Here is a 24,688-nt window from a genome sequence, read left to right as displayed (position 1 = left end):
AAGGCTGCATTCATAAATTTCTACGAATTCCCTAAGATAATGAAAAAACCGTGCCATGTTAAAACACGAAAGTGATTTCTTAGTTAAAGTATTCTAAAGAACATATCCTTTTTAAAAACGTATTTTTGCGTCGTAAATTATCTTAAATGGAAAAACCTTTGATATTGATGACCAATGATGACGGAATTACGGCTCCGGGGTTACGAAATTTAGTGCGTTTTATTAGTGAAATCGGCGATGTGGTCGTGGTAGCTCCAGACAGTCCACAGTCGGGAATGGGGCATGCCATTACGATCAATAATACGCTCTATGCCACTAAGATGACTACGGTTGACGAAGATGGCGCCAAGGCCGAGTACAGCTGTAGCGGCACCCCGGCCGACTGCGTAAAGCTAGGACTTCAGGAGCTTTTGGAACGAAAACCGGATATCTGTTTAAGTGGTATCAATCACGGTTCGAACGCTTCGATAAACGTGATTTATTCCGGTACCATGAGCGCGGCCATTGAAGCGGGTATAGAAGGTATTCCAGCCATTGGTTTTTCATTGTGCGACTACACTTGGAAAGCCGACTTTTCGCATGCAAAAGAATTTGTGCAAAATATCGTTCGGGAAGCTTTGGAAAACGGAATTCCCCCGGGAGTCGTTCTGAACGTCAACATTCCCAAACTGGAAAAACACGAAATAAAGGGTATTAAGATATGCCGACAGGCACGGGCGAACTGGAAGGAAAAATTCGACAAACGAACCAGCCCTATGGGCAAGGATTACTATTGGCTTACAGGCGAGTTCGAGCTTTTGGACAAAGGCGAGGATACCGATGAATGGGCCTTGGCCAATGATTACATCTCGGTAGTACCGACACAATTCGACCTTACGGCACACCATAGCATCCAGCAACTCAATTCTTGGGATTTGTAGGATGTTTGATGTTTGAAAATTTGAATCATTTTAAAATAGATAGCTTAGAAAATAATGAATAGTAAGAAAGAACTGCTTATAGGTTTTATCGTGGGTATTATTGCGAATACCTTGGGGACACTTTTATACATTTTACTTTTCTCGGACTATGGCATTGAAGAGACTTTTAAAGCGGCAGTGAGTCAAGGTCACGTGGGTAGTCTTCTGGCCCTCGGTGCCATTCTTAACTTGATCGCTTTTTTTGCCTTCCTACGCATTCGAAGGGATCAGCGGGCAAAAGGTGTGCTGCTGGCCACCGTTTTAACGGCCTTGGTTATCGTGTATTACAAAGTGTTTTAAAATTAAAATACAAATTCAAAATAACGTGGTAGTCGACCTGTATTCGTTCTTAGTAATTTATTTGCGTTGTTACGCATCGGTTACGCCAAGTTTACGACCGAATAGCGCAAAACATGAAGTAATTCAACTTACAAATTAACATTGAATTGAATTTGTATTTGAGTTTTACATTTGAAAAATGAAATACTACATCATCGCGGGGGAAGCATCGGGAGACCTTCATGGGGCCAACCTTATCAGGGCCTTAAAGGCCAGAGATGCGCAGGCCGAAATTCGCTGTTGGGGCGGGGATTTAATGCAGGCCGCGGGTGCACAGTTGGTAAAGCATTATAAGGAAATGGCCTTTATGGGCTTTTTGGAGGTCCTGTCAAATCTCGGCACCATCTACAAGAATATCAAATTTTGTAAAAGCGATATTGAACGTTTCACCCCGGATGCCATCATTTTCATAGACTATTCGGGCTTTAACCTCCGCATCGCCAAATGGGCGAAGCAGAAGGGTTTTCGCACCAATTATTATATTTCCCCGCAAATTTGGGCGTCAAGAGAGGGCAGAATTGAAAAAATAAAGCGAGATATCGATGCGATGTATGTCATCCTTCCTTTTGAAAAAGAATTTTACGAAGAAAAACACAACTTCCCAGTACGTTTTGTTGGCCATCCGCTGTTGGATGCCCTTGATAACAGACCAACCTTAAACGAAAGAAACTTTCGAAAAGAGAACAAATTGGATAGCGAAAAGCGCATCATAGCGCTATTGCCCGGAAGCCGGCAGCAGGAGGTAGAAAAAATGCTTACCTTGATGCTTTCGGTAGTCAGGGATTTTTCGAATTATGAGTTTGTTATCGCGGGCGCACCTAGTCTTGATCGGGATTTCTATACACCGTTCCTGGACAATCCGAATGTTGGTTTTGTCGCGAACCGCACCTATGACTTGTTGAGCATCGCACATGCGGCCTTGGTCACCAGCGGCACCGCAACTCTTGAAACGGCTCTTTTTAAGGTGCCTCAGGTGGTTTGTTACCGCGCGAACTGGGTATCGTACCAAATCGCGAAGCGCATTATCACCTTAGACTACATCTCCTTGGTCAATTTGATTATGAGGAAAGAAGTCGTCAGGGAATTGATCCAAAACGAATTGACAACCGAAAACCTATCGTCGGAACTATCGAAAATCGTGACGGGGGAACATCGTGAACGCCAATTAGAAGATTATGAGACTTTGATCCAAAAACTCGGTGGCCCCGGGGCAAGTCGTAAAGCGGCCGAGTACATCGTAAAACAAACAGCAGAATAGTTTACAGTAATCCATTAGAGCATCATTATGAAAAATTCACTACGAACAGCGCTACTATTAACGGCTTTATGTCTTGTCGTTTCTTGCAAAGAAGATTCCAGTACACCAACACCCGTTTCACCAGAAGAAATGGCGAGTGCCTCAAAAGAATTAAACGATTGGTTTCAACAAGAGTGGGATACCGAAGTGGCACTCTCCCCTATGACGCAGACCTATTTGGGCGATAAGACCGATTACGACAAATGGGACGATATGTCGAAAACTGCCGAAGCGGAAGAATTGGAACGTACCAAAACACGCCTGGCCTTTCTAAAGGATTCGGTACATCCGAACGCATTGGATGAGGCGACCAAACTGAGTTACAAACTGGCGGTACAGCAGATGGAGGATGACATTGCCGATTACAAATACCGACTTTACAATTACCCGGTCAACCAAATGTTCGGTATACATTCCCAGGTACCTTCGTTCTTGATCAACATGCATCAAATTACGGATAAAAGTGATGCTGAGGCCTATATTTCGCGCTTGAATGGCGTAAACGAAATGTTCGATCAGGTGATTGAAGGCCTAAAAGAACGGGAGACCGCCGGGATAGTACCGCCTAAATTCGTATTTCCACGCGCTTTGGAATCCTCAAGGAACATTCTAATGGGACTTCCATTTGAACCTGGCAAAAAACAAAGCACCCTATTGGAAGATTTTGCAGCGAAGGTAGAAAAGTTGGATATTCCCGAGGAAGAGAAAAACACCTTGAAACAAGAGGCGGAAAAGGCGCTATTAGTTTCGGTAAAACCCGCCTACGATAAATTGATCGCTTTTTTGGAAGATCAAGCGACAAGGGCAACGGAAGATGATGGTGCATGGAAATTTCCCAATGGTGGCGACTATTTCGACAATGCACTTGCCAGAACCACCACAACAAGCATGACCGCCGATGAGATTCATGAGCTTGGTCTTTCGGAAGTAAAGCGTATTCATGCCGAAATGAACGCTATTAAAGAGAACGTCGGTTTTAAGGGAAGTTTACAGGACTTCTTTAAGTTTATGAAAGAGGACAAGCAATTCTATTATCCCGATACCAAAGAAGGCCGTGAGGCTTATATGAAAAGGGCGACAATGCTTATCGACACTATGAAAGGTAGATTGGATGAGCTCTTTTTAAGAAAGCCAAAAGCCGATATGATTGTAAAGGCAGTGGAGCCTTTTCGCGAAAAATCGGCGGGAAAAGCTTTTTACCAAGCTCCTGCCTTGGATGGTTCCCGACCCGGCACTTATTACGCCAATATGTACGACATCATGGCCATGCCCAAATATCAGATGGAAGCGTTGGCCTACCACGAGGGCATTCCAGGACATCATATGGAAAGGGCCATGTCGCAGGAATTGGAAGACGTGCCTATGTTCCGAAAAATGGGCGGCTACACGGCCTATACCGAAGGATGGGGATTATATACCGAATACATTCCCAAAGAAATGGGGATGTATAGCGACCCCTATTCCGATTTTGGACGCTTGGCCATGGAACTGTGGCGTGCCTGCCGTTTGGTGGTCGATACCGGAATACATGCTAAAAAATGGACACGGGAAGAGGGCATTGCATACTATACCGACAATACCCCGAATGCCGAAAGCGATGCCATAAAAATGGTAGAACGCCATATTGTAATGCCTGCCCAGGCAACCGCATATAAAGTGGGCATGAATAAAATACTCGCCTTACGTGAAAAGGCCAAAACCGAGTTGGGCGACAAATTCGATATTCGTGAATTCCACGATGTGATTTTGGTAAACGGAGCCGTGCCATTAAACGTTTTGGAAGATATGGTAGATGAATGGATTGCCAGAACCTTAAGCGATCGTACTGAAATTTCTGATGAATAAGGCCTTACCCGATTGAAATTTAAGCTATTTGACACTCCTAAGAAGATGTCGAAATACATCGAAAAAGTAGGGTTCTAATGGTCTACGCTCCTCTGTTGTCTTTAAGGTTTTCCTTTGCTTTCAAAATTTTTATATAATTTTGACTACGAAAGGAAGCTCAATCCCTGTCGTGCCATGCGAAAATTTCTAGCACTTGTTTTACTTTTTACGGTGGCCAGCTGTGGCACCAAAAAGAAGACGACCTACAGCACATCGAAATCTAGAACGGTTTCAGTCAACGCGACCTCAACTGAGCGTCGTTCAGCTAGACCTACTGTCGCCTCCCGCAAAGCCGAAAAAACATCGAATTCAAAGGTCGACAACATTATCAATACCGCCTTACAATACTCCGGAGTGCGCTACAAATTCGGTGGCACCACCAAAAAGGGAATGGATTGTTCGGGCTTGCTCTATGTGGCCTTTGGGGAACATGATGTGCAGCTGCCCCGCGTCTCCCGCAACATGGCCGAAGAAGGGCGAAGGGTTCGCGTGAAAGATGTCGAGAAAGGTGACCTCTTATTTTTTAGTACCCAGAAAAGAGGGCGCGGCATCAACCACGTGGGGATGGTCGTCGCCATTGAGGACGATGAAATCAAATTCATTCATTCTTCCAGTTCTAGAGGTGTGATCGTTTCCTCTTTACGAGAGGGGTATTGGAACTACGCCTTCGTAAAGGCCACAAGGGTCTTGTAAGATGCGTTTGCTCCGCTTCATCCCGATTCAACTTACGCTTTTTCTGGTTTTCGGGATTGTTTTGGGGAACTTTTTCGGTTTTGGGATTGTCGTGCCCCTTGTAGGTACGCTGGTTTTTTTAGCTATTCTAGGTTTTCTTTCTTATACGGATATCCGTAAAACAACACCCGTCTTCGCTTTCACTACTGCTCTACTTACCATTAGCATCGGTAGTTTGGCCATTTCCATCGCAAACCCTAAAAATCTGGCCAGTCATTATACACACACGGTCAACGAGGGAAGCCACGTATTTCATCTCAAAGTTATCGAAATACTTAAACCGACTTCGTTCTCGAACAGATACTTGGCGACGCTCAAAGCAGTTGATGGTGCGTATAGAACGGGAAAATTGTTGATCAGCATGCCGACCGATACCATAAAAAGTTCAATTCAAATAGATGATGAGTTGTTCATACATGGTAATCTACTGGAAGTCAATGGCCCATTAAATCCGCATCAGTTCAACTATAAATCCTATATGGAAGATTTGGGCATCTTTCATCAATTGCGGGTTGGGGCGTCTGGAACGGTCGTTGTGACGCCGACGTCCAGAACCATTTATGGGCGGGCCGCCGCACTGCGACGGCACATCATTTCCAAATTGCGGAAAGCCGATTTTGGGGAAGCAGAACTTTCAATTATTCAAGCGTTGCTATTGGGACAACGGAATGATATTTCCGAAGAAACCTATAACGACTATAAAAATGCCGGTGCCGTTCATATTTTGGCGGTATCGGGACTACATATTGGCATCTTACTGCTACTTCTGCAGTTCCTGCTCAAACCCTTGGAGCTACTCCCAACGGGAAAAACGATAAAACTCGTTGTTATCGTTAGCCTGTTATGGGGTTTCGCCCTTCTAGCCGGATTCTCCGCCTCCATCATACGCGCGGTAACCATGTTTTCGTTCGTTGCCTACGCCATGACGTTGAACAGGCCAAGCAACACCTTCAACATTCTATCGTTGAGCATGTTCTTTATTTTGCTGGTTATCGACCCCAAGCTCTTGTTTCAGGTCGGTTTTCAGATGAGCTACGCTGCTGTTTTTGCCATTGTTTGGATTTACCCCTTATTACAGCAATTATGGTACCCCCGAAACATTGTGGTGCGCAAAATATGGCAATTGCTATCGGTCAGTATTGCTGCACAGACAGGCGTTCTACCGATCAGTCTATATTATTTTCATCAATTCCCAGGCTTGTTCTTTATCTCGAACCTGTTGATCGTTCCCGCGCTGGGAATCATTTTCGGCATAGGGATACTCGTCATCCTACTGGCCCTTTGTAATAGGCTGCCCAACCAGTTAACAACCCTTTACGACATGCTAATCCGTTGGATGAATACCATCATAGCATGGGTTGCCGAGCAGGAGGCCTTTGTGTTTCAACACATCTCATTTGATGCGGTGCAATTGGTTTTGGCCTATGGCCTTCTGATCGGCGGTCTCGTCTTTCTGACCAAACCTGCCTTCAAAAAAGCTGTCGTCGCGGCTGTCGCGATGATCGGTTTTCAAGGGTATATTATGTACGTTACCTATCAAACTAAAGAAGAGGAAGCGCTACTGGTACTGCATCAAACGGCCAATTCGGTGCTGCTCCATCAAGCGGGCGCAGCTTTGTCCGTTTTTTCCAAAGACAGTTCCAAAATCGACCGTATGGTAGCCGATTACCGAACCGCTGAGCGCATAGCTTCCATCAATAACAAACCGCTTTCGAACAGCTACAAATGGAAAAACAATTCAGTACTGATTATCGATAGTACGGGAGTCTATCCACAAACACCTATCGATTATCTGCTCCTAACTGAATCTCCCCAAATAAATCTAGAACGGCTTATCGATTCGCTACGCCCCAAACGGATCATAGCCGATGGGAGCAATTTCCGAAGTTACGCAGCCCGCTGGAAGCAAACCTGTCTAAATAGAAAACTCCCTTTTCACTACACAGGCGAAAAGGGAGCTTATTATTTTGAATAGTTTGACGCTAAAATCTCTCAAGTAACATCTCCCATCCATTTTTTGATAAATGGACTTGCAGCAAAAAATATCAGACCAGCCCCAACAGATACCCATACTACGTTAAGGAATATATTTGGCATTTCTAGAACATTTTCTGGATCAAAATTACCTCCGATTAGGCCCGCAATTAAGTTGCCTAAAGCAGCACCAACAAACCAAATACCCATCATCTGTCCTAAATATTTTTTTGGAGATAATTTGCTCGTAGCACTTAAACCAACCGGACTAATAGTCAACTCCCCGATAGAATGCAAGAAATACGTTAGAATTAATGCGAACATACCTGCCTTGGCTCCACTAGCTGCAACCCGTGCAGCTTCAACCATGACCCAGAAACCCAATGCAAGTAATATCAATCCGATGGCAAATTTAATGGGGGTACGCACATTGATGTTTCTTGCAGCTAATCTCACCCAAAGTGCTCCAACAATTGGGGCAAATATGATTATAAAACCTGAGTTAAAGGATTGTAGCATACCCGCAGGCATTTCCCATCCCCAAATAAAACGGTCCGTGAAATCTCTAGTGAATAAGTTTAACGAAGATGCTGCTTGTTCAAAGCCAGACCAGAAAATGGCTATCCCTACGAAAAGAATAAATATTACGAATACCTTTTTCTTGTCTAGGAGAGATAATCCCCCATTAAAAAGAATATTGGCGAAATACCCCATGGTAATTGTAACAATGATAATGCCAAGAGCTTCGGCAATACCGGTAGCGGTAGTAACATCAATATAATTGAAATACTGTAGAATAAATATCAATGTAATTATAAAGGCAATTATTCCATAGGTGATCGACATATTTGACTTACCTGTCTTGGGCACCGATTTAACCTTTGGTTCCATTCCAATATTCTCAAGATATTTCGGTGCAAACACCCTGTAAGCAACTAAGCCGAAAAACATGCCGATTGCAGCAAGCCCGAAGCCTAAATGCCAATTGTACTCCGCTAAAAGCGGGACGAATATTTGCCCAAAAAAGGACCCCAAGTTGATTCCCATATAGAAAATAGAAAATCCGGCATCACGCTTGGCACCATCCTCATTTTCGTAAAGCTCGCCTACTAAAGTACTTATGTTTCCTTTCAGCAAACCTGTTCCCAAAGCAACAAAACCCAAACCTGTAAAAAATATTGCCGGCGATCCCGGTATCGCAAGAACTAAGTGCCCTATCATAATAAGCACTCCCCCATAAAAAACAGCCTTTCGCTGCCCAAAAATATTATCCGCCAACCAGCCACCCGGTAAGGTCATTAAATAGACTGAAGCTGTATAAAGGCCATACACGGCACCCGCTGTTTCAGTAGTTAAGCCAAGGCCCTCGGCCGCCATATCCGTGGTCATAAACAGAATAAGTATGGCACGCATACCATAATAACTAAAACGCTCCCACATTTCAGAGGCAAACAAAACATACAACCCCTTTGGGTGACTAAATTTAATTTTACCTTCTTGAGGATTTATAATATCGGACATATAGTATTATTGGTTTTGGTTAGCTGTATTTTGATTTATCCTTTGATCGGTCCTGCCTGATCGGTAATACTGGTTTTGCCCTCGACTTCTTTTCCGAGATTTTCATGGATAAAATCGGTCATTTTATTAAATAGATGTATCCGAGTATTTCCACCATAAATGCCATGGTTCTTATCGGGATAAATAGCCCACTCGAATTGTTTGTTCGCCTGGATCAAGGCTTCGACCATACGCATAGTATTCTGCAAATGCACATTGTCGTCGCCCGAGCCATGTACCAAAAGGTATTTACCCTGCAATTTTTCCGGATAATTAAAGGGGGAGTTGTCATCATAACCCGAGGGGTTTTCGGCTGGGGTTCGCATAAAGCGCTCCGTATAAATGGTGTCATAAAAACGCCATGATGTTACCGGAGCCACGGCAATCGCCATCTCGAAAACATCGCTACCCTTCAACAGCGCATTGGTGCTCATATGTCCCCCAAAGCTCCAGCCCCAAATACCTGTTCTTTCCTCATCTATATAAGGTAGTTCGCTTAATTTCCGAGCCGCAGCAATTTGGTCTTCAGTCTCATACTTCACCAAATTCATATAAGTGCTCTTTTTAAAATCAGCTCCCTTAAAACCCGTACCACGGCCGTCTACACAGGCAATCACATAGCCTTCAGATGCCAACATCTGATGCCAATAGTCATTGGCACCCATCCAACGATTAGACACCTGTTGTGATCCTGGGCCACTATACTGGAACATCAATAATGGATATTCCTTATTGGGGTCGAAATTCGCGGGTTTGATCATGTACATGTGCAGATCGTTCCCGTTGATGTTGATCGTTGAAAACTCTTTGGGACTCATCTCATACCCTTTTAACTTGTCGAGAAGCGCATCGTTGGTCGTAATGTTCTTGAGTTTTTTACCATTTGAAGAAGAGTGCAAGGTATACTCGAATGGAGTGCTTGCACTGGAAAACGTATTGATATAATTCGAAAAATCGGCACTAAAATCGGCGGAGTTCTGTCCTTCACGTTCCGAGAGTCTTTTCTTGTTCTTGCCACTACTGCTTATGGAATACACGTCGCGATTTATAGATCCGTTCTCCGTAGATTGGTAATACACCTTATCGTTTTTCTGATCATAGCCGTAGTAGTCGGTCACCTCCCATTCGCCCTTGGTAATTTGATTCATCAAATTGCCATCGCTGTCGTACAGGTATATATGGTTAAAGCCATCGTTTTCGCTTGTCCAGATAAAACTATCGTCGGCCAGAAACGTCAGGTTGTCCGTTATGTCAATATAGGCATCATCTTTCTCCTCCATGAGCAATGAAACGGAATTGTCTTTGGCGTTTACTTCCAGCAGTTTCAGATGGTTTTGGTGCCTATTTAAAGTTTGTACGCTCAGGTAATTCGGATGGTTCATCCATTTGATACGAGGTACATAGTAAGCATTCCCCAAATCGACTTCGGCGCTCGTTCCCGAAGCTACATCATATAGATGAAGGCTTACCGTTGCGTTTTCCTCCCCGGCCTTTGGGTACTTGAATTCCTCCTCCGTCGGGTACAATCCGGTGCCAAAGACATCCATTGAAAATTGAGGTACATCGGTTTCATCGAACCGGAGATATGCGATTTTTGAACCATCCGAATTCCAATCATATGCCCTTACAAAGGCAAATTCCTCTTCATATACCCAATCGGTAATCCCATTGATGATCTTATTCTTTTCACCATCGGTGGTTATCGGCTTTGCCGTTTTCGATTGTATATCGAATAGGTAAAGATTATTATCGCTTGCATAGGCCACCTGTTTTCCATCAGGTGATAAAGTGGGTTCCTGAATTTTGGAATCGGATATTTTGGTCAAGGTCTTTGTAGCGATATCGTACACATAATAGACTCCCAGTTTGGAACGCCGGTAGATATCCTCCAGTTCCGTGGCCAATAAAATCTTGGTTTCATCGGCATTGAACGCATAGGATTCAAAGTTGTCGATTGCCTCTAAATCGGCCGACGAAAGCACCGTCTCGACCTTTTTCTGCGTTTTGTAATCGTATTTATCGATTGCAGTGGTGCGATCAGATCTATTGCGATTAAGTATGGTGTACTGTTTCCCGTTTTTTAAGGATCGTAAAGCATCCATACCTTCGGTTCGGAACGCTCCGTTGTAGATTTCCTCGACCGTAATTTGCTTTTTTTGCGCTGTCGCAAAGGAAATAAAAGCGACTATACATAGTAGGGGAAGCAGTGTCTTTCTCATTAATGATACATATTGGTTCATTCTTTCAAGTTTACTGATTATTTTACGAATAATTAAACTTTATCGTCAAAATCCTTGCCATAACCAGAAATCAAGAGCATATCATGAAATTCACGCGAATCATTATCTTTACGGTTCAAAAACCAACTCCCGATGAGCAAGTCCGTTCAAGGATTTTCCAAGCTGACCAAAGACGAAAAAATAGAGTGGGTAACTACTAATTTCACCCAAGACCCGAATGCCGCCAAGGCGCTTCTCAAAAGCTATTGGAACTCCGATTCGAAGCTACAGCGCTTGCATGATGAATTTATCGAAAACACCCTTACCAACCATTATTTGCCCTTCGGAGTCGCCCCGAATTTTCTGATCAACGACCAACTGTATACGATACCTATGACCATCGAAGAAAGTTCGGTGGTCGCGGCGGCCAGTAAGGCTGCCAAATTCTGGAAAGATCGGGGCGGATTTAAAACAACCATTCTCGGCACCGAAAAAATAGGGCAAGTCCATTTTATTTTTGACGGGGATAGCAGTAAACTATGGGAATTTTTTACAAAGATCAAACCCCGGTTAGGAGAAGATGCTAGCGAACTTACCGCGAACATGGTCAAGCGTGGCGGTGGGATAACCAATATCGAGCTTAGGGACAAAACAAATGATGTGCAAGGGTACTACCAATTGCATTGTACCTTCGAGACTTTGGATGCCATGGGCGCCAATTTTATCAACTCCTGCTTAGAGCAGTTTGCCAAGACCTTAAAAAATGAGGCACAGCACTATACCCCTTTCACAGAGGCAGAGAGGAATATTGAGGTTGTCATGAGTATCCTCAGTAATTATGTGCCCAATTGCCTGGTACGGGCAGAAGTAAGCTGTCCGGTATCCGAGCTCAAAAGTAGTGCGGTCTCACCGGAGGAATTTGCTCAAAAGATGGTCCGTGCCGTTCAAATCGCACAAGCGGAGCCGCATCGAGCCGTAACGCACAACAAAGGAATCATGAACGGGATAGATGCCGTTGTGTTGGCCACGGGTAACGATTTTCGGGCCGTTGAGGCGGGAATTCATGCCTATGCTTCCAAAGATGGAAAATATACCAGCCTAACCCATGCGAGAATCGAAAATGGCCAATTTTACTTTTGGATGGAAATACCACTTGCCCTCGGCACTGTTGGTGGTCTCACGAGTCTGCACCCTTTGGTGAAAGTTGCCCTGGAAATTTTAGGAAAACCCTCGGCACCCGAATTGATGCAAATCGTCGCCGTGGCAGGTTTGGCGCAAAATTTTGCCGCTCTTCGCTCACTGGTCACTACCGGAATACAGGAAGGGCATATGAAAATGCACTTGTTGAATATTCTAAACCAACTGGGTGCAACGGAAGTCGAAAAAAAGGAGTTGACCAATTACTTCAAGAAAAACACCGTGACGCATAGTTCGGTGGTCGCTGCTTTTGAAAATTTACGTAATAATTAAGAGACTGTTTGGAAATATGTCGTTAGTCCCGAAGCATCGGGAGTTATGGTCTATTTTTGATGCATTATGAGGCAAAATTTTTGAGCATCCGCCCTTGGCGGACGGTCAACCCCGAAGGCTCGGGGTTAACGAAATAAGGCGCAAAAAGAGGCCCTAAGAAAATAAGCGAGATATTTCTAAACAGTCTCTAAGCTTTCATATCCCTACATTAAGCTGTTTGACAATTTTGTACCTTTACTTGAATCAGTTATTCATCTTTCATGAATCAGATAGAAAAATACATCGAAATCAATCTGGAAAAAAGATTCGGAAAACCTGTAATTAAAGGAACTCGCATATCTGTTTATGACATTTTGAACTGGATGGCCAACGGTATGGACAAAGAGGCGATAATCAAAGATTTTCCCGTACTGAACGAAAATCAAATCAATGCCTGTTTGACTTATGCGGCAATGCGGGAATTCAAAATAAATATTGCCTCTTGAAATTATTGTTCGATCAAAATATCTCTTTCCGGCTTATTAAGAAAATAGCTCGCGATTTTTTAGAGTTCAATACGCTTTACGGAAGCCCGCCAAAAATTATTTGGCTGCGTACCGGTAATTTGACCACGAAGCACCTTGCTGAGCTGATTATTCATCGACGTAAATTGATTCGAGCTTTCCTTGAGGATTCATCAAGAGAGATTTTACAGACCCATATTGAGGAATGAAGTCAAAAGAGCTCTATAGCAACGGCAAACTCTTGCTCACTGCCGAATATGCCATTCTGGATGGTGCCTATGGCCTTGCCCTACCAACGACCTACGGGCAATCGTTGACTGTTACGGAGCAGTCAAAATCAAGAGTAAACTGGAGGAGTTTTGATCACGCTGGCAGCGTATGGTTTGAAGCTGATTTTGATTTGAACACGTTTCGATCAACGGGGAGTTCTTCAACTCAAAAAGCAGATGCTACGGCGGGAACCTTGGGTAAAATTCTTTTCGAAGCGCAAAAACTGAACCCATCATTTTTGAATGACGGAAAAGGCTATCGCGTAGAAACACATTTGGATTTCCCACAAGACTGGGGCCTTGGCTCCTCCTCTACCCTTATCAATAATATCGCACAATGGGCACAAATTGACGCGTATTCACTGTTATGGAATTCCTTTTCCGGAAGTGGCTACGATATTGCTTGCGCAAAACACGACGCACCTATTCTATACCGATTGAAAAACGACCGACCAGAAGTCAAGGAAGTTGTTTTCGATCCTCCGTTTAAAAACGAACTATACTTTATCCATTTAAATCAAAAACAGAACAGCAGAGAAGGCATTGCACGCTATCGTAGCCGCAATTTCGTGAAAACCGAGTTGGTAAAAACCGTTTCCGATCTTACCATAGCCTTGCTGTCCTGTACGGAGATGGCTGAATTTGAAAACCTCATGACGCGACATGAGCTATTGATCGGCAAAACTTTGGATCTTCCGATGGTGAAGGAACGATTATTCCCTGATTTTCCTGGGGCGATCAAAAGCCTAGGTGCCTGGGGCGGGGACTTCGTACTGGCGGCCGGGAATTCAGATACGCCAAACTACTTTAAAAAGAAAGGGTACGACGATGTCGTACCCTATTCCAAAATGATCTTATAACAATACCTCTAGTAAAAGGTTTTTCTTTTATCCTCGATAGTCGCATTTTCTTTTAGCGCTTGATAAACAGCGGTATTTACTTTTCCGACGTTGGCTGTTTTAATTGCGTTGGCATAGGTACTGTAGTTCTCCAAAGGTACGGGAGCCTCCTTTTTGGTCACAGTCAACATAAACACACCTGTAGACCCTTCGATCAAGCCCGAAGTATCTCCTTCGTTCATAGCGAAAGCCGTACCTACGACAGCAGGCTCGCTACCGGCACCTGGAATCGTTGGAGATTTAACGGTAAGTGCCGAGGCGTTGGAAACGGAAACATTATTATCCTTTGCAAAATCTTCCAAAGACTTGCCTTGATTCGCCCCGATGATCTGCGCAGCCTTACGCTCTTTTCTGATTTTAGGAAGCACGCTGGCCGAGGCATCCTCAACACCCATAACGCCCTTTTCATATACACCGGTCAACTGAGCTACCGCATAGCCATTATTGATGTTAAAACGCTTGATTTCGCCTAATTCGGTTTCTGGGTTAAATGCCCATTGTACAATATTACGTTGTGCGGATAGGCCCGGGAGATTTTCGTCCATGGCCTTGATTTTGTTCACGGGACGAATGGTGTACTCCTTCTCTTTTGCGAAGTCGGAAAACGGCGTTTCGGTTTCAATGGATTGAAGCTCGAAGTTCGTAGCATCGGTAAACAGTTTATTGCTCGTTTCTTCCGAGGTCTCAACCTCTCTTGCCAAAGTGGCGATTTGAACGATGTCCTGCTTGTCGTCTATCTTGATAACATGAAACCCAAAATCGGTCTCGACCATTCCTACGGCGTCCTTTGGGTTTCCGAATGCGAAATCATTGAAAGTAGGTACCATCGCACCTTCCTGAAAATACCCTAAATCCCCTCCGTTAGCAGCAGAAGGTCCATCGGAATGTTTCCTTGCCAGCTCGATAAAGGTAGTATCCCCTTTTTTCGCGGTTCTTAAAAGTTCCTTGGCTCTTGCCTCGGCCTCTTCCTTCGTTCGTTTTACATCTGGATTTGCACTTTGTGCACCTTCATAACCTAACAAGATATGACTCGCCTTTACGGAGCCATTGGGCTTTCGCGCCACCATTTTCGAAACCTTAAAGTAATCGCCATCGCGATACGGTCCGTACATTTCACCAGGTTGTAAGGTCATTAAGGTATCGGCATAAAGCGGAGACAGTTGATTTTTGGGCTTGTAGATGGTATCGAATTTAATATCGGAATGTCTATCGATGAATGCTGCGATATCCGTAGCATTTCTAAATCCGCTGATCGTATCGTTTTGACTTGTGTTCGAATTGTACTCGACGGTATCATCCAATAATTTGGCAATCTCGTCCTCTACGGCTTTTACATCGGTCTCAGATGGCTTCTCTTCAAAATAGACGAACTGAATGTCCCTGGCCTCTTCCTGTTCGTATTCGTCTTTATGGGCGTCGATGTAGGCTGCAATCTCTTCCTTGGTAACGGTAACGGTACTATCCGGAATAGAGGTATAGGGCACACGCACATATTTAATATCCATCTTCTCGTTCGCCAAGCGGTAATCCAATTCCCCTTCCTTGAGCGTGGCGCCAACACCAGCTTTGATCAAATTGTAATAAGTCTGCTCTTTGGCCGCTTGAATAATGGCTTTTTCGGTCTGTAACCAACTGTCATAACGCAGCGGTTCGCTAGCCTTCCATGAGGCTACGGCATTACGGAAAACGTTTTCATCAAAAACACCATTCGAATTTTGAAATTCAGGGCTTTGGGCATATCCGGTAGTTTTCAGAAAATTGATGATCTGATCCTCTTCGATATTCACACCAAGATCTTCGAACTGCTGTCCTAAAATGGCATTTTTGACTTCTTGGTCGTACACTTGGTTCACGACCTGCATGGTAGAGGTGCCTGGAGCGGAATTACGCTGTTGGTTATCGACTTTTTGGCGAAATGCATCGATCGGAATTTCCTCGCCGTTGATCTCTGCCACCGTCGACCCCACCTTTTGTCCCGAAAGCCCATCGGCAGTGAAAACGCCTGAAATTACGAATGCGAAAAGCGCCAAGCCGATAATCAAAATCAATACGGTGGTGCGCTTTCTAATATTCTCTAAAATTGCCATGGTATGGTATGTTTAAAATCAGTTTGCGAAATTACTACTTTCTTTTCAATTAATAAAGGCTTTACCACCTGCTTATATGTGATGGATACACCACGTTCAGGGCTTGAGAGGGAAGTTGGGATGAAATGGCGTGATCTGAGAGAGCGATATGCAGAAGATAGGTGCCTTATCGGCAGCCTTAACCTCAAATTTTACAGCTATTCGTTGTCTATGATTTCAACGGATACCAAATCGATTTTAGTACTGGAGACCTCCAAAACCTTGAATTTGAACTTATCGATGGTAATTTCTGTTTCCTGTTCAGGAATCTCACCGGTTTCACCTACTATGAGTCCGCCCAAGGTTTCATATTCATCGCTTTCGGGGAGCTCCCACTTATAGGTCTCATTGAGGTAATCTACTTCCAATCTGGCCGAAAGCCGGTACTTATTTTCAGCCAATTGCTCCTCAACAAGATCGGTACTATCGTGCTCATCCTCGATTTCACCGAACAATTCCTCGATAATGTCCTCGACCGTCATGATTCCGGAAGTACCTCCGTATTCATCCAACACTACGGCAATACTTTTTCGTTTTTTTGCCAATAGGTTCAGACAGTCCTGTATCAGCATGGTTTCGGGAACGAACTCGACCGGTAACAAGATGCTCTTAATGGTCTTCGGTTTTTTAAAGAGCTCGTACGAATGCACATAGCCGATGATATCATCAATGGTATCCTTATAGATCAATATCTTGGAATAGCCGGTATCGGAGAACAGTTTGGTCAGGTTTTTCGGAGTTTCGTGCAACTCTACGGCGGTAATCTCAATTCTGGGAATCATGACTTCCCTTGCTTTTACCTCGGCGAATTCCAACGCATTCTGAAAAATCTGTATTTCCGAATCCACCTCATCTTCCTCTTCGATGGTTTCCATTTGTTCGGTAATGTAATCGCCCAGTTCTATCTTGCTAAAGGCCAATTGTACCTCGTCGCCCTCGGTCCTAAAAAAGGCCTTCAGGATGATATCCGAGATTTTAATAATAAAATCGGAAATAAAGGAAAACAGGATATAAAAGAGGTAGGCCGGCACCGCCAGTACTTTTAAAAGCGTGTTCGAATAGATTTGAAACAGCACCTTTGGAAGAAATTCCGCTGTAAAAAGTATGATCAAGGTAGAAATAATAGTCTGGGTCAATAAACTAAAATCGGTAAGCAACAGCTGAACGAAACTGTTAGAGGATGGTCCCATGTCATTAAAGAAGTTCATGAGCAACTCCCCCATAAAAAACCCGTAAATCACCAAGGCAATATTATTGCCGATTAACATGGTCGCGATGAATTTAGACGGTTTTTTCGTTAAACGCGATAGTACTTTAGCCAAGAAGCCGTCCTGCTTTTTCTCTATTTCGATATGGATTTTATTCGCGGAAATAAAAGCGATTTCCATGCCGGAAAAAAAGGCCGAAAAGACCAATGACAAAACGATGATGATGATGGATGGGTCCACGGTTATTGTTCGTTATCGCGTTTGCGTTGCTCGAACTTTCTTCGGTAATTTCTCCTGAAAAGAAACATCCCTATAGATACTACGGCAAAAAAAAGAAATAGGTATGCATTGTTGCGATCTACGCTCCAATCGGTGAAAATTCGGTATAAAGAAAAGCCCGCGATAATGAGGTAAACATATTCGGTATAACGTAAAATTTTAATCATCGGCTTTCGTCTCTTTGGTTTCTTCCTTGATGGTCATTAGGCCATAGGTTCTGTGGGCATTAAAAATACTCATATCCTTCGCAAAATCCATGCCCTCGCCGTCCATAATGGTGCCATCTTCGGGGTTGGTAAACTTGAACTTTTGCTGGGTAAAAATCCACTCGTTCGTCTGATCGTAGTACAATTGTGGGGCTTCCAGTTTTTTCCCATCATTGGTCAACACCACCACATTACCCTGTAAATCTATCAAATTCGTTGCAGAATAAATAATACCGTAATCGGCGACGATGGTATTTTTGTTTCCTTGGTCGTCAAACAGGTCTACCGTGAGGCCTTTGGGAAAGGTCTTATACGGAAATTGGAGGTTGTCAAAATTCTTACTCAACACACTCGAAAGCACGGCAATGACCTCTGATGAGTCTACCGCCTCTGCCGTGAGCGGCTCCTTAGACTCCGTATACGTAAGTTCAAAGTTCTCTGCAATACCTTGGGGATAAATAGTGGGTATGGCTTCATCGCCTACCCTCACATACTGATCTTGACAAGAAAAAAAGAGCATTGCCGTACAGAATAAGGCAATGCTCTTGTAATTATTTATTTTATTGTACATCTTATAGATTGGGCACTTTTACGCTACCACCTACCCAACAACTAAAGGATACGGTTTTACCGGCCATACCAGCTTCGAAAATCATTTCTTTACTAGGAGCCCGTTCGTTATAACTGGAAACGGCCTTGTTCGCCGAACTACCGATTGAAGGATCTACCCTACCGGCCTTACGGGCCATATCGGCAGCTCTCCAATAAATGGCACGCTTTTCAAATGTAGTACTACCACATTGGTTGGCACTATTGGCATAAAGCCCTGCGATCAATAGATATGCCCTACCATTAGCCGGATTAGCGGCAATCGCTTTCTGTGCATACTTGTTCGCAGTTGCATTGCTACCCTTTCTTCTATTGGTAACGGCAACCTTGTAAGCAATTTTAGATTTTTTCTTACCGTCGGTTTCCAGTTCCAACGCCTTATCGAAATCAGCCAGTGCTCCACTTGTATCGCCATTCTTCATTTTCAACGTACCTAGATACACATAAGCATCTGCCGATGGATCTAATTGCGCCTGTACTTCCACCATTTTACTAAACATAGGGTCGTCTGTACATTCTTTGTTGAACATGAGGCCTACAGCTCTCTTTACCCATTTAACATTGTCCTTGTTTTGTTCAAAAGTCTTTTCGTAAAGTGGAATCAAGTTGCTACAATCGGCGAGAGGACCGAGTTTGGCATCAATGCTACCTTCGATTTTACCGAAAGAACCGGAATTCGTATTCGCCGCACTCAAGATTTTTTTCTCTTTGGCGGTTAAGGTACCGGCCTCTTCCTTTGGCAACAGCTCGGCAATTTTAGCCGTCAACTTCTCATTCTCGACGGTTATCTTATCCGTTACCTCGTCATACACATCAAATACTTCCTGCAAATCTTTTTTACCAGCCTTATTGAGGTCAACTAACGTAGAAAAATAAAGGTATAAAGCTCTTGGATCTTTAAAGTTCGGCTCATCCTCTTTGAAGGCCCTACCCAACTCACTGTAAATCTCCTCGTCGGAAATCATATCGTTTTCACGCTTGAGCATTACAACATCGATAATATTCGGAGCTAATTTGGCCTTTTTAGGAAATGTTTTCGGACTCGCCTCGTAAAGCGCTAACAAATCTTTGATAAAGCCATCTTTTTCAGCACCCGATGATTTTTTAATTTTGTCTTTCAGGATACGTTCTCCGTAGGCGAAAGTCGCCCAATTGAGCGTTGGGCATTGATCATAAACCATTTTCCAGGGCGTATAGGCCGCATCGTAGTTTTTAACCTTTGCGTGTTCTACAAAAATAGAAAGGTTCGTGTTACATTCCGGGTTCGGAGCTTGTGCACCGCTTACTCCAATAAGACCCACGATCATTATCGCGGCGAAGTAAAATTTCGTTTTCATCTGTTTTGTTTTAGGGGGTTAAAATACTAATTTATTTTTCTTTTTCGGAACCAAAGATCATTAAATGAGAATCCTACATTGATTTTCGCATAATTTTCTTCGACCAAGTCTGCGGTGGATGTTCCCCTTCTCCCCAATTCGAAACCGATATTGATGTTGGGCAAACTTCTACCGAGTGGTAGTCCAACTCCAAAAGTTATGCCAAGATTTTTAATTTCCTTGGTATTCACGACCATTCCAGTATTGCCAAAACGCATCCCGGCCCTGTAGGTCACCCGTTTTAGATACCCATTGAAAGCGTCATAATCCGGAATATAAAAGCCGCCCAAGGAGACGGTACTGGCGTTTTGATAAGCTACATTATCATCTTCCAAAAATTCGTTGGAAAAATCCTTGAAACCCTGAAAACTGTATTCGGTTACCAAAAACCACTTCTTATCCTCCCCAAAACCAACGCCTAAGGTAGTCGTGGTCGGTATCTTGATGCCGGTATTTCGCAATCCTGCGGCATCCAAATTTACGTCAATCGATTCTATGGTCCTGCCTTCCGATATTAACAAAGAACTGATTTCCCTACTGTTTTCAGAGGTTAAATTTCCCTGTGTATTAACTCTTACCGAAGCAAATAGTCTATGTTTCTCGGTAACCATGGGATTATACTGTATCGCATAATTGAAGTCCAATCCGTTTATTTCCGATTCTTTGATATCCCGTGTCCCGAACTGAACATCTTCGACGCTTTGAACGTTTTCATTCACTATCCTGCCAAAATTAAAATTAGCGGTCACCCCTACACTAAAATCCCGAAATACTTCGTATCCCGCCGAAAAGAAGACCCTATTTATTCCTCCTTCACCTTGATATACATCCCTAACCGTAGCGCCACTGCCATTTGTACTTTCGGAGACAATGTTATACCCCACCGAAGAAAGCGGCATGATTCCGAAACCGATTCCGAGGCCTTTGGTTAAATTAAAACCTAGCGCTAGGTACTCTAAATTTGTGGAGGAACTGCTCTGGGTGTCCGTGAAGCTCTCTAAACGGACTTCATTTCGGGATAAGGCACCGGTGTAGACTGAAAGCCTGCCGTTTTCAACACTTTTAAGTCCCAACATACCATAGGATGCCGGGTTTTGAAGATTTACGTGAATACTATCGGTGTAGACACCGATACCGCCCATCATTTGATTCTCTATAGCTCCTGTTGCTCTATTCTCGCCAATACCGAAATATGAATATGGGGAACCTGTACCATCTTGAGCATAAAGACCTGTGGCTGCTAGGCTCAGTACAGCGAGTATGAAATTTTTTACCATTTAATGTTTGTTGTATTCCAGTAAATAATTCAGTCCTTTCAGGAGAAAATTGGAATCCGCAAATATGGTATTTTTTAGTCGTTTAGACAAAAATTGGGCGTCGCCACCTGTTAAAATAACTGTTAAATCTACGAACCGCGATTTATATTGGTTGATAAACCCATCTATCTCATGTTGTAGGCCATTCAAGACGCCGCTCTGTATACTGGTTTCGGAGGTATTGCCGATAAAATCAAAGAGTTCTCCCGGTTCCAATAACGGTAATCGAGCCGTCTGCTCGTGAAGTGCCCGATAGCGCATTCGTAACCCCATGGATATCGCGCCTCCCAAATACTCGCCATAATCGTTGACCATGTCATAGGTGACGCAGGTACCGGCATCGATGACCAAGGTATTGCCATTGGGATTATGGTAGAAAGCCGCGGTGGCCAAGGCTATGCGATCGACACCAAGTGTATGCGGACTCGCATACGAATTCTTGAAAGGCGTCGGCGTAGTTGCGTTCAAATGAATAACCTCACAAAAAACGGATAGCAGCAGTAGGATCTTCTCATCCAAGGTGTTTACCGAAGAGACGATACACCATTCTATTCTAGGGTGGTCATCGCATATTTTTTTTGCCGTCAACAGCACCTCTTCCATGCTGGTTTGCTGCCTAAAGACTAGGTCTTCTTTGTCAAACACCGCGTACTTGACCAAAGTATTTCCTGCATCGATAATTAAGTTCATGGTACAAAGATTATAAATTGAAAAAGAAACCCATGCTTTTTTATCTGTTTTTGTTTGGATATCCTAAATTTGAAATTATATTTGCACCCCTTTAAGGGCTGGTGCCTTAGCTCAGTTGGTAGAGTCCCGAAGTGTCGGGAGACTGAAAATCCATGTGTCCCTGGTTCTCTCGAAGTAGCTTGTACTGAGCGAAGTCGAAGTAGGGCTGGAGGCGCGGAAAAAATTAAAATAGTGAAGTATTGGTGCCTTAGCTCAGTTGGTAGAGCAATGGACTGAAAATCCATGTGTCCCTGGTTCGATTCCTGGAGGCACCACAGATGCAAAGAGTTAAACCCTTCAAGATAAGGTGTTTAGCTCTTTTTCTGTTTTGGGATTGTACGATTCGAAAATATTCTACTTTGAAAATTCCACGTAGCTCTTGGAGACGTGACTATGTAAGTATCATATTGAAGGTTGATAGGTTGGGTAAAAAGTCTATAATAAATTTAAAGATAAATCGGGCCTTTAAGCACATCATTTCCGTTATAGCTGATATATCCGCTCACGGGCTAGCATGCTAGATAGGCGAAGGGATGGCATAGCGTTAGCGAAGGCCAAAGGTGCAATTAAAGGCCGTGTACAGGGCTCAAAGGAATCAACGGCGGATTTCCTATCCAAATACCCCGATGTAGGTAAGCACCTTAAAAAAAGGCAATCTCTACACAATACGATGAAGCTAACAGGAGTTGGACTATCTACGGTTCAAAAGGTTCGTAAGGCTTAATTCCACACTTCGGTAAATACTGCAATAATCTCTTTCCTTACCACATCCGGCAAGTGCTTATCCCGTAATTCTAGATTAACCCGATTATTACCTCTAAACGTGTGCAGGAAAAAGACTGAATCTACATCGAAAGCGTATTCGCTTCTTTCTTGTAATTCGTCAATCTTAGTTTTAAAGGCGTTCATTTTCTCAATGTAATCCGTTCCATGTTGTAAATTACTAGCTAAATTCATAATTATAGTTTTTGATTATTAAAATCAAATTTACTATAAATATTATTGATATTATAATTTTTCTAAACTGATACCTATTCAACGCTATTAACCTACTGATAATCAGACTCACCAAATTTGGTGAGCGAGTTATACGACCCCTATTTCATTGTTATCTTTGACTTGGAATTAAAGAACACTATTGAAGCATTCGAAAGGGCTAAGTCGAAGGATAGTGTACTAAAATATATTTGGACTGTATTTCCAAATTTTAGACTTCAACCAACTATTTGATTCATTCGGTCGTGATATGCCGTCAAGGGCTCATTTTAGAGACGTGCTAGATGAAATGGTATGGGAAATTCTACGACATATACAATTTAGTCAGGTAAAACCTTCGCCTATATGGAGTTCAACAGATTTTACAAAGGACTTAATTGATGCCGGCGGCTTCGTCAACATGTATGAAAGCGATTTAGAAGCGGACGTAGAAGCCGAAAGGTTAGCCCGGCAAGAACAAAGGAAAAGCAAGCTACAAGAAGAGAACCTAGCCCTATCCAACGAACTTAATAGGCAACGGTTAAAAACCCATTGGATACCGATAGCCGTATCCGTAATCAGTCTATGCCTTGCCGCCTATTCCCTTTTCACGCCGTCTACGGACGTAACGCAAGATGAACTACAAAAGGTAAGGGATGAGGTCGAACGGCTAAGGATGGACTTTAAAAAAGAGAACGACGATCTAAAGGAAAGGCTTTACGAGGCCGAGATGATGATAGCCGTCTACGAGTCGGATTCTTTGCGATGAGTCTCTAAATCTGTTCTTTCCTTATCATTTAATTCACTCAAATCATCTAGCATTGTCCCGACAAACTTTTCCTTATTTTCATCATTATATATACCCACTAACCTTAGCATTGCTATATGACAACTGTGTGTTTCCAGGATTGCTCCATAGAGAAGATAGAAAGATGATACTGATATGAATAAGGTAAAGTAAAAAGAGTTTCTTTCCAACATAGATACTATGTACACCCCTATGGCTACGATAATCTTTATGGTAGCCATAAATTTCGAATATTCTAAAAATTTAGGATTTAAGACCATCATTTCTACAAACATTTTTCTATTTCCTCCAAAGCCATTAGACCTTTTCCCGGTTTTTCTAATCGATTTTACAATATTTTCAATTATTACTATAATGCCGCTTCCTAATGCACCGATGATTATTTGACCATATACCGAGGTTTTGAAAAATGCTTCAATCGATTCTATATCCATAGCATCAAATATAATTAATCCAACGATATAGTTTCAACGCTCCACCTTCACGCGTTCCCAACCCTGCACGGGTACATTCTCGAAGCGGTCTACATCCATAATCTTTATTACGTACCTACTAGGGTACATATAGCACAATTTCAAATAGTATTCGTTAGCCTCCAAGTAGAAACCCTTCATACCTAGCGGCTTTTGGTTCTTGACCTGCATATTCTTTAATGCTTGCTCGTACCTATGCGCACCTATTTCCTTTAGCAGTAGCCGGATTATTTTCAGATCGTAATTTCGATATAGGATCATCAAATATTGGATATAATCCAAACTTATGGAATATATCCTATACACTCTTCATACTGCTAAAATAGTTTTGAACACACTTTTCGGAAGTCTACCTCTACTATTTGCGTCGCCCTCTTTGCTCCATTCTAAAAATTTCCATAATCAAAATTGTCGGAATTACAATCTTAAAAAAGTTGGTCATCATTGGAATCCTCTCCATTTCCAAAAGATTTGAGAT

The 24,688-nt window shown here is 43.1% G+C and carries 22 protein-coding genes and 1 tRNA gene; 12 read left to right on the top strand and 11 right to left on the bottom strand.

What is annotated here, in order from left to right:
• Positions 1–146: 146 nt before the first annotated feature.
• The 6 genes from surE to FGM00_RS00760 all read left to right on the top strand — a co-directional run bounded on the left by surE (position 147) and on the right by FGM00_RS00760 (position 7,186).
• Entirely contained in the window at positions 147–920 is a 774-nt protein-coding gene (gene surE / locus FGM00_RS00785; protein WP_138851082.1) for a 5'/3'-nucleotidase SurE, read from the top strand.
• A gap of 54 nt (positions 921–974) precedes the next feature.
• Entirely contained in the window at positions 975–1,259 is a 285-nt protein-coding gene (locus FGM00_RS00780) for a hypothetical protein (RefSeq protein ID WP_138851081.1), read from the top strand.
• Positions 1,260–1,437: 178 nt separating this feature from the next.
• On the top strand, positions 1,438–2,556 hold the full coding sequence (gene lpxB, locus FGM00_RS00775) for a lipid-A-disaccharide synthase (RefSeq protein WP_138851080.1): 1,119 nt from the start codon (positions 1,438–1,440) through the stop codon (positions 2,554–2,556).
• A 27-nt stretch (positions 2,557–2,583) separates the two neighbouring features.
• Entirely contained in the window at positions 2,584–4,440 is a 1,857-nt protein-coding gene (locus FGM00_RS00770; RefSeq protein ID WP_138851079.1) for a DUF885 domain-containing protein, read from the top strand.
• A gap of 174 nt (positions 4,441–4,614) precedes the next feature.
• On the top strand, positions 4,615–5,172 hold the full coding sequence (locus FGM00_RS00765) for a C40 family peptidase (RefSeq protein WP_138851078.1): 558 nt from the start codon (positions 4,615–4,617) through the stop codon (positions 5,170–5,172).
• Position 5,173: 1 nt separating this feature from the next.
• On the top strand, positions 5,174–7,186 hold the full coding sequence (locus tag FGM00_RS00760; protein WP_138851077.1) for a ComEC/Rec2 family competence protein: 2,013 nt from the start codon (positions 5,174–5,176) through the stop codon (positions 7,184–7,186).
• A 17-nt stretch (positions 7,187–7,203) separates the two neighbouring features.
• Here the strand turns inward: FGM00_RS00760 and FGM00_RS00755 are convergent, their stop codons facing one another.
• Complete coding sequence (locus FGM00_RS00755; RefSeq protein ID WP_138851076.1) at positions 7,204–8,706, bottom strand: peptide MFS transporter; 1,503 nt, start codon at positions 8,704–8,706, stop codon at positions 7,204–7,206.
• Positions 8,707–8,741: 35 nt separating this feature from the next.
• On the bottom strand, positions 8,742–10,964 hold the full coding sequence (locus FGM00_RS00750) for a S9 family peptidase (protein WP_138851075.1): 2,223 nt from the start codon (positions 10,962–10,964) through the stop codon (positions 8,742–8,744).
• 153 nt (positions 10,965–11,117) lie between these two features.
• On the opposite strand from FGM00_RS00750, the gene FGM00_RS00745 reads away from it, so the two are divergent.
• The 4 genes from FGM00_RS00745 (at position 11,118) to FGM00_RS00730 (ending at position 14,066) form a co-directional block, all read left to right on the top strand.
• Positions 11,118–12,434 carry a hydroxymethylglutaryl-CoA reductase, degradative gene (locus FGM00_RS00745; protein WP_138851074.1) on the top strand — a complete coding sequence of 439 codons (1,317 nt, stop codon included), beginning with the start codon at positions 11,118–11,120 and terminating at the stop codon, positions 12,432–12,434.
• Between the two features lie 260 nt (positions 12,435–12,694).
• Complete coding sequence (locus FGM00_RS00740; RefSeq protein ID WP_138851073.1) at positions 12,695–12,919, top strand: DUF433 domain-containing protein; 225 nt, start codon at positions 12,695–12,697, stop codon at positions 12,917–12,919.
• Positions 12,916–13,146, top strand: coding sequence for a DUF5615 family PIN-like protein (locus tag FGM00_RS20120; protein WP_138851072.1), 231 nt, complete (start codon positions 12,916–12,918; stop codon positions 13,144–13,146). The genes FGM00_RS00740 and FGM00_RS20120 overlap by 4 nt, the downstream gene beginning before the upstream one ends.
• On the top strand, positions 13,143–14,066 hold the full coding sequence (locus FGM00_RS00730; RefSeq protein WP_138851071.1) for a GYDIA family GHMP kinase: 924 nt from the start codon (positions 13,143–13,145) through the stop codon (positions 14,064–14,066). The genes FGM00_RS20120 and FGM00_RS00730 overlap by 4 nt, the downstream gene beginning before the upstream one ends.
• 8 nt (positions 14,067–14,074) lie before the next feature.
• Here the strand turns inward: FGM00_RS00730 and FGM00_RS00725 are convergent, their stop codons facing one another.
• The 6 genes from FGM00_RS00725 to FGM00_RS00695 form a co-directional block, all read right to left on the bottom strand.
• Positions 14,075–16,192 (bottom strand): peptidylprolyl isomerase, encoded by a 2,118-nt coding sequence (locus FGM00_RS00725; protein WP_138851070.1) that lies wholly within the window; start codon positions 16,190–16,192, stop codon positions 14,075–14,077.
• 197 nt (positions 16,193–16,389) lie between these two features.
• On the bottom strand, positions 16,390–17,679 hold the full coding sequence (locus FGM00_RS00720) for a hemolysin family protein (protein ID WP_138851069.1): 1,290 nt from the start codon (positions 17,677–17,679) through the stop codon (positions 16,390–16,392).
• A 198-nt stretch (positions 17,680–17,877) separates the two neighbouring features.
• Positions 17,878–18,495: an LPS export ABC transporter periplasmic protein LptC gene (gene lptC / locus FGM00_RS00710; protein ID WP_138851067.1), complete on the bottom strand. Its 618-nt coding sequence runs from the start codon at positions 18,493–18,495 to the stop codon at positions 17,878–17,880.
• A 1-nt stretch (position 18,496) separates the two neighbouring features.
• Positions 18,497–19,870 carry a tetratricopeptide repeat protein gene (locus tag FGM00_RS00705; RefSeq protein WP_175416161.1) on the bottom strand — a complete coding sequence of 458 codons (1,374 nt, stop codon included), beginning with the start codon at positions 19,868–19,870 and terminating at the stop codon, positions 18,497–18,499.
• A 26-nt stretch (positions 19,871–19,896) separates the two neighbouring features.
• Positions 19,897–21,186, bottom strand: a complete 1,290-nt coding sequence (locus tag FGM00_RS00700; protein WP_138851066.1) for a hypothetical protein — start codon at positions 21,184–21,186, stop codon at positions 19,897–19,899.
• Entirely contained in the window at positions 21,187–21,915 is a 729-nt protein-coding gene (locus FGM00_RS00695; protein ID WP_138851065.1) for a type III pantothenate kinase, read from the bottom strand.
• A 241-nt stretch (positions 21,916–22,156) separates the two neighbouring features.
• On the opposite strand from FGM00_RS00695, the gene FGM00_RS00690 reads away from it, so the two are divergent.
• A tRNA-Phe gene (locus FGM00_RS00690) sits at positions 22,157–22,229 on the top strand.
• A 445-nt stretch (positions 22,230–22,674) separates the two neighbouring features.
• On the opposite strand, the gene FGM00_RS00685 is transcribed toward FGM00_RS00690, so the two are convergent.
• Positions 22,675–22,911, bottom strand: a complete 237-nt coding sequence (locus FGM00_RS00685; protein ID WP_138851064.1) for a hypothetical protein — start codon at positions 22,909–22,911, stop codon at positions 22,675–22,677.
• A 289-nt stretch (positions 22,912–23,200) separates the two neighbouring features.
• On the opposite strand from FGM00_RS00685, the gene FGM00_RS00680 reads away from it, so the two are divergent.
• Positions 23,201–23,698, top strand: coding sequence for a hypothetical protein (locus FGM00_RS00680; protein WP_138851063.1), 498 nt, complete (start codon positions 23,201–23,203; stop codon positions 23,696–23,698).
• On the opposite strand, the gene FGM00_RS00675 is transcribed toward FGM00_RS00680, so the two are convergent.
• Both FGM00_RS00675 and FGM00_RS19720 read right to left on the bottom strand, forming a co-directional pair.
• Positions 23,674–24,171, bottom strand: a complete 498-nt coding sequence (locus FGM00_RS00675) for a hypothetical protein (protein ID WP_138851062.1) — start codon at positions 24,169–24,171, stop codon at positions 23,674–23,676. The genes FGM00_RS00680 and FGM00_RS00675 overlap by 25 nt on opposite strands.
• A 33-nt stretch (positions 24,172–24,204) precedes the next feature.
• On the bottom strand, positions 24,205–24,351 hold the full coding sequence (locus FGM00_RS19720; RefSeq protein WP_175416160.1) for a hypothetical protein: 147 nt from the start codon (positions 24,349–24,351) through the stop codon (positions 24,205–24,207).
• Between the last annotated feature and the right edge of the window lie 337 nt (positions 24,352–24,688).

Source organism: Aggregatimonas sangjinii (genome assembly GCF_005943945.1).
Lineage (GTDB): Bacteria > Bacteroidota > Bacteroidia > Flavobacteriales > Flavobacteriaceae > Pelagihabitans > Pelagihabitans sangjinii.
The sequence above is the reverse complement of the archived record's forward strand: the minus strand, read 5'-3'. Positions and strand labels throughout refer to the sequence as shown.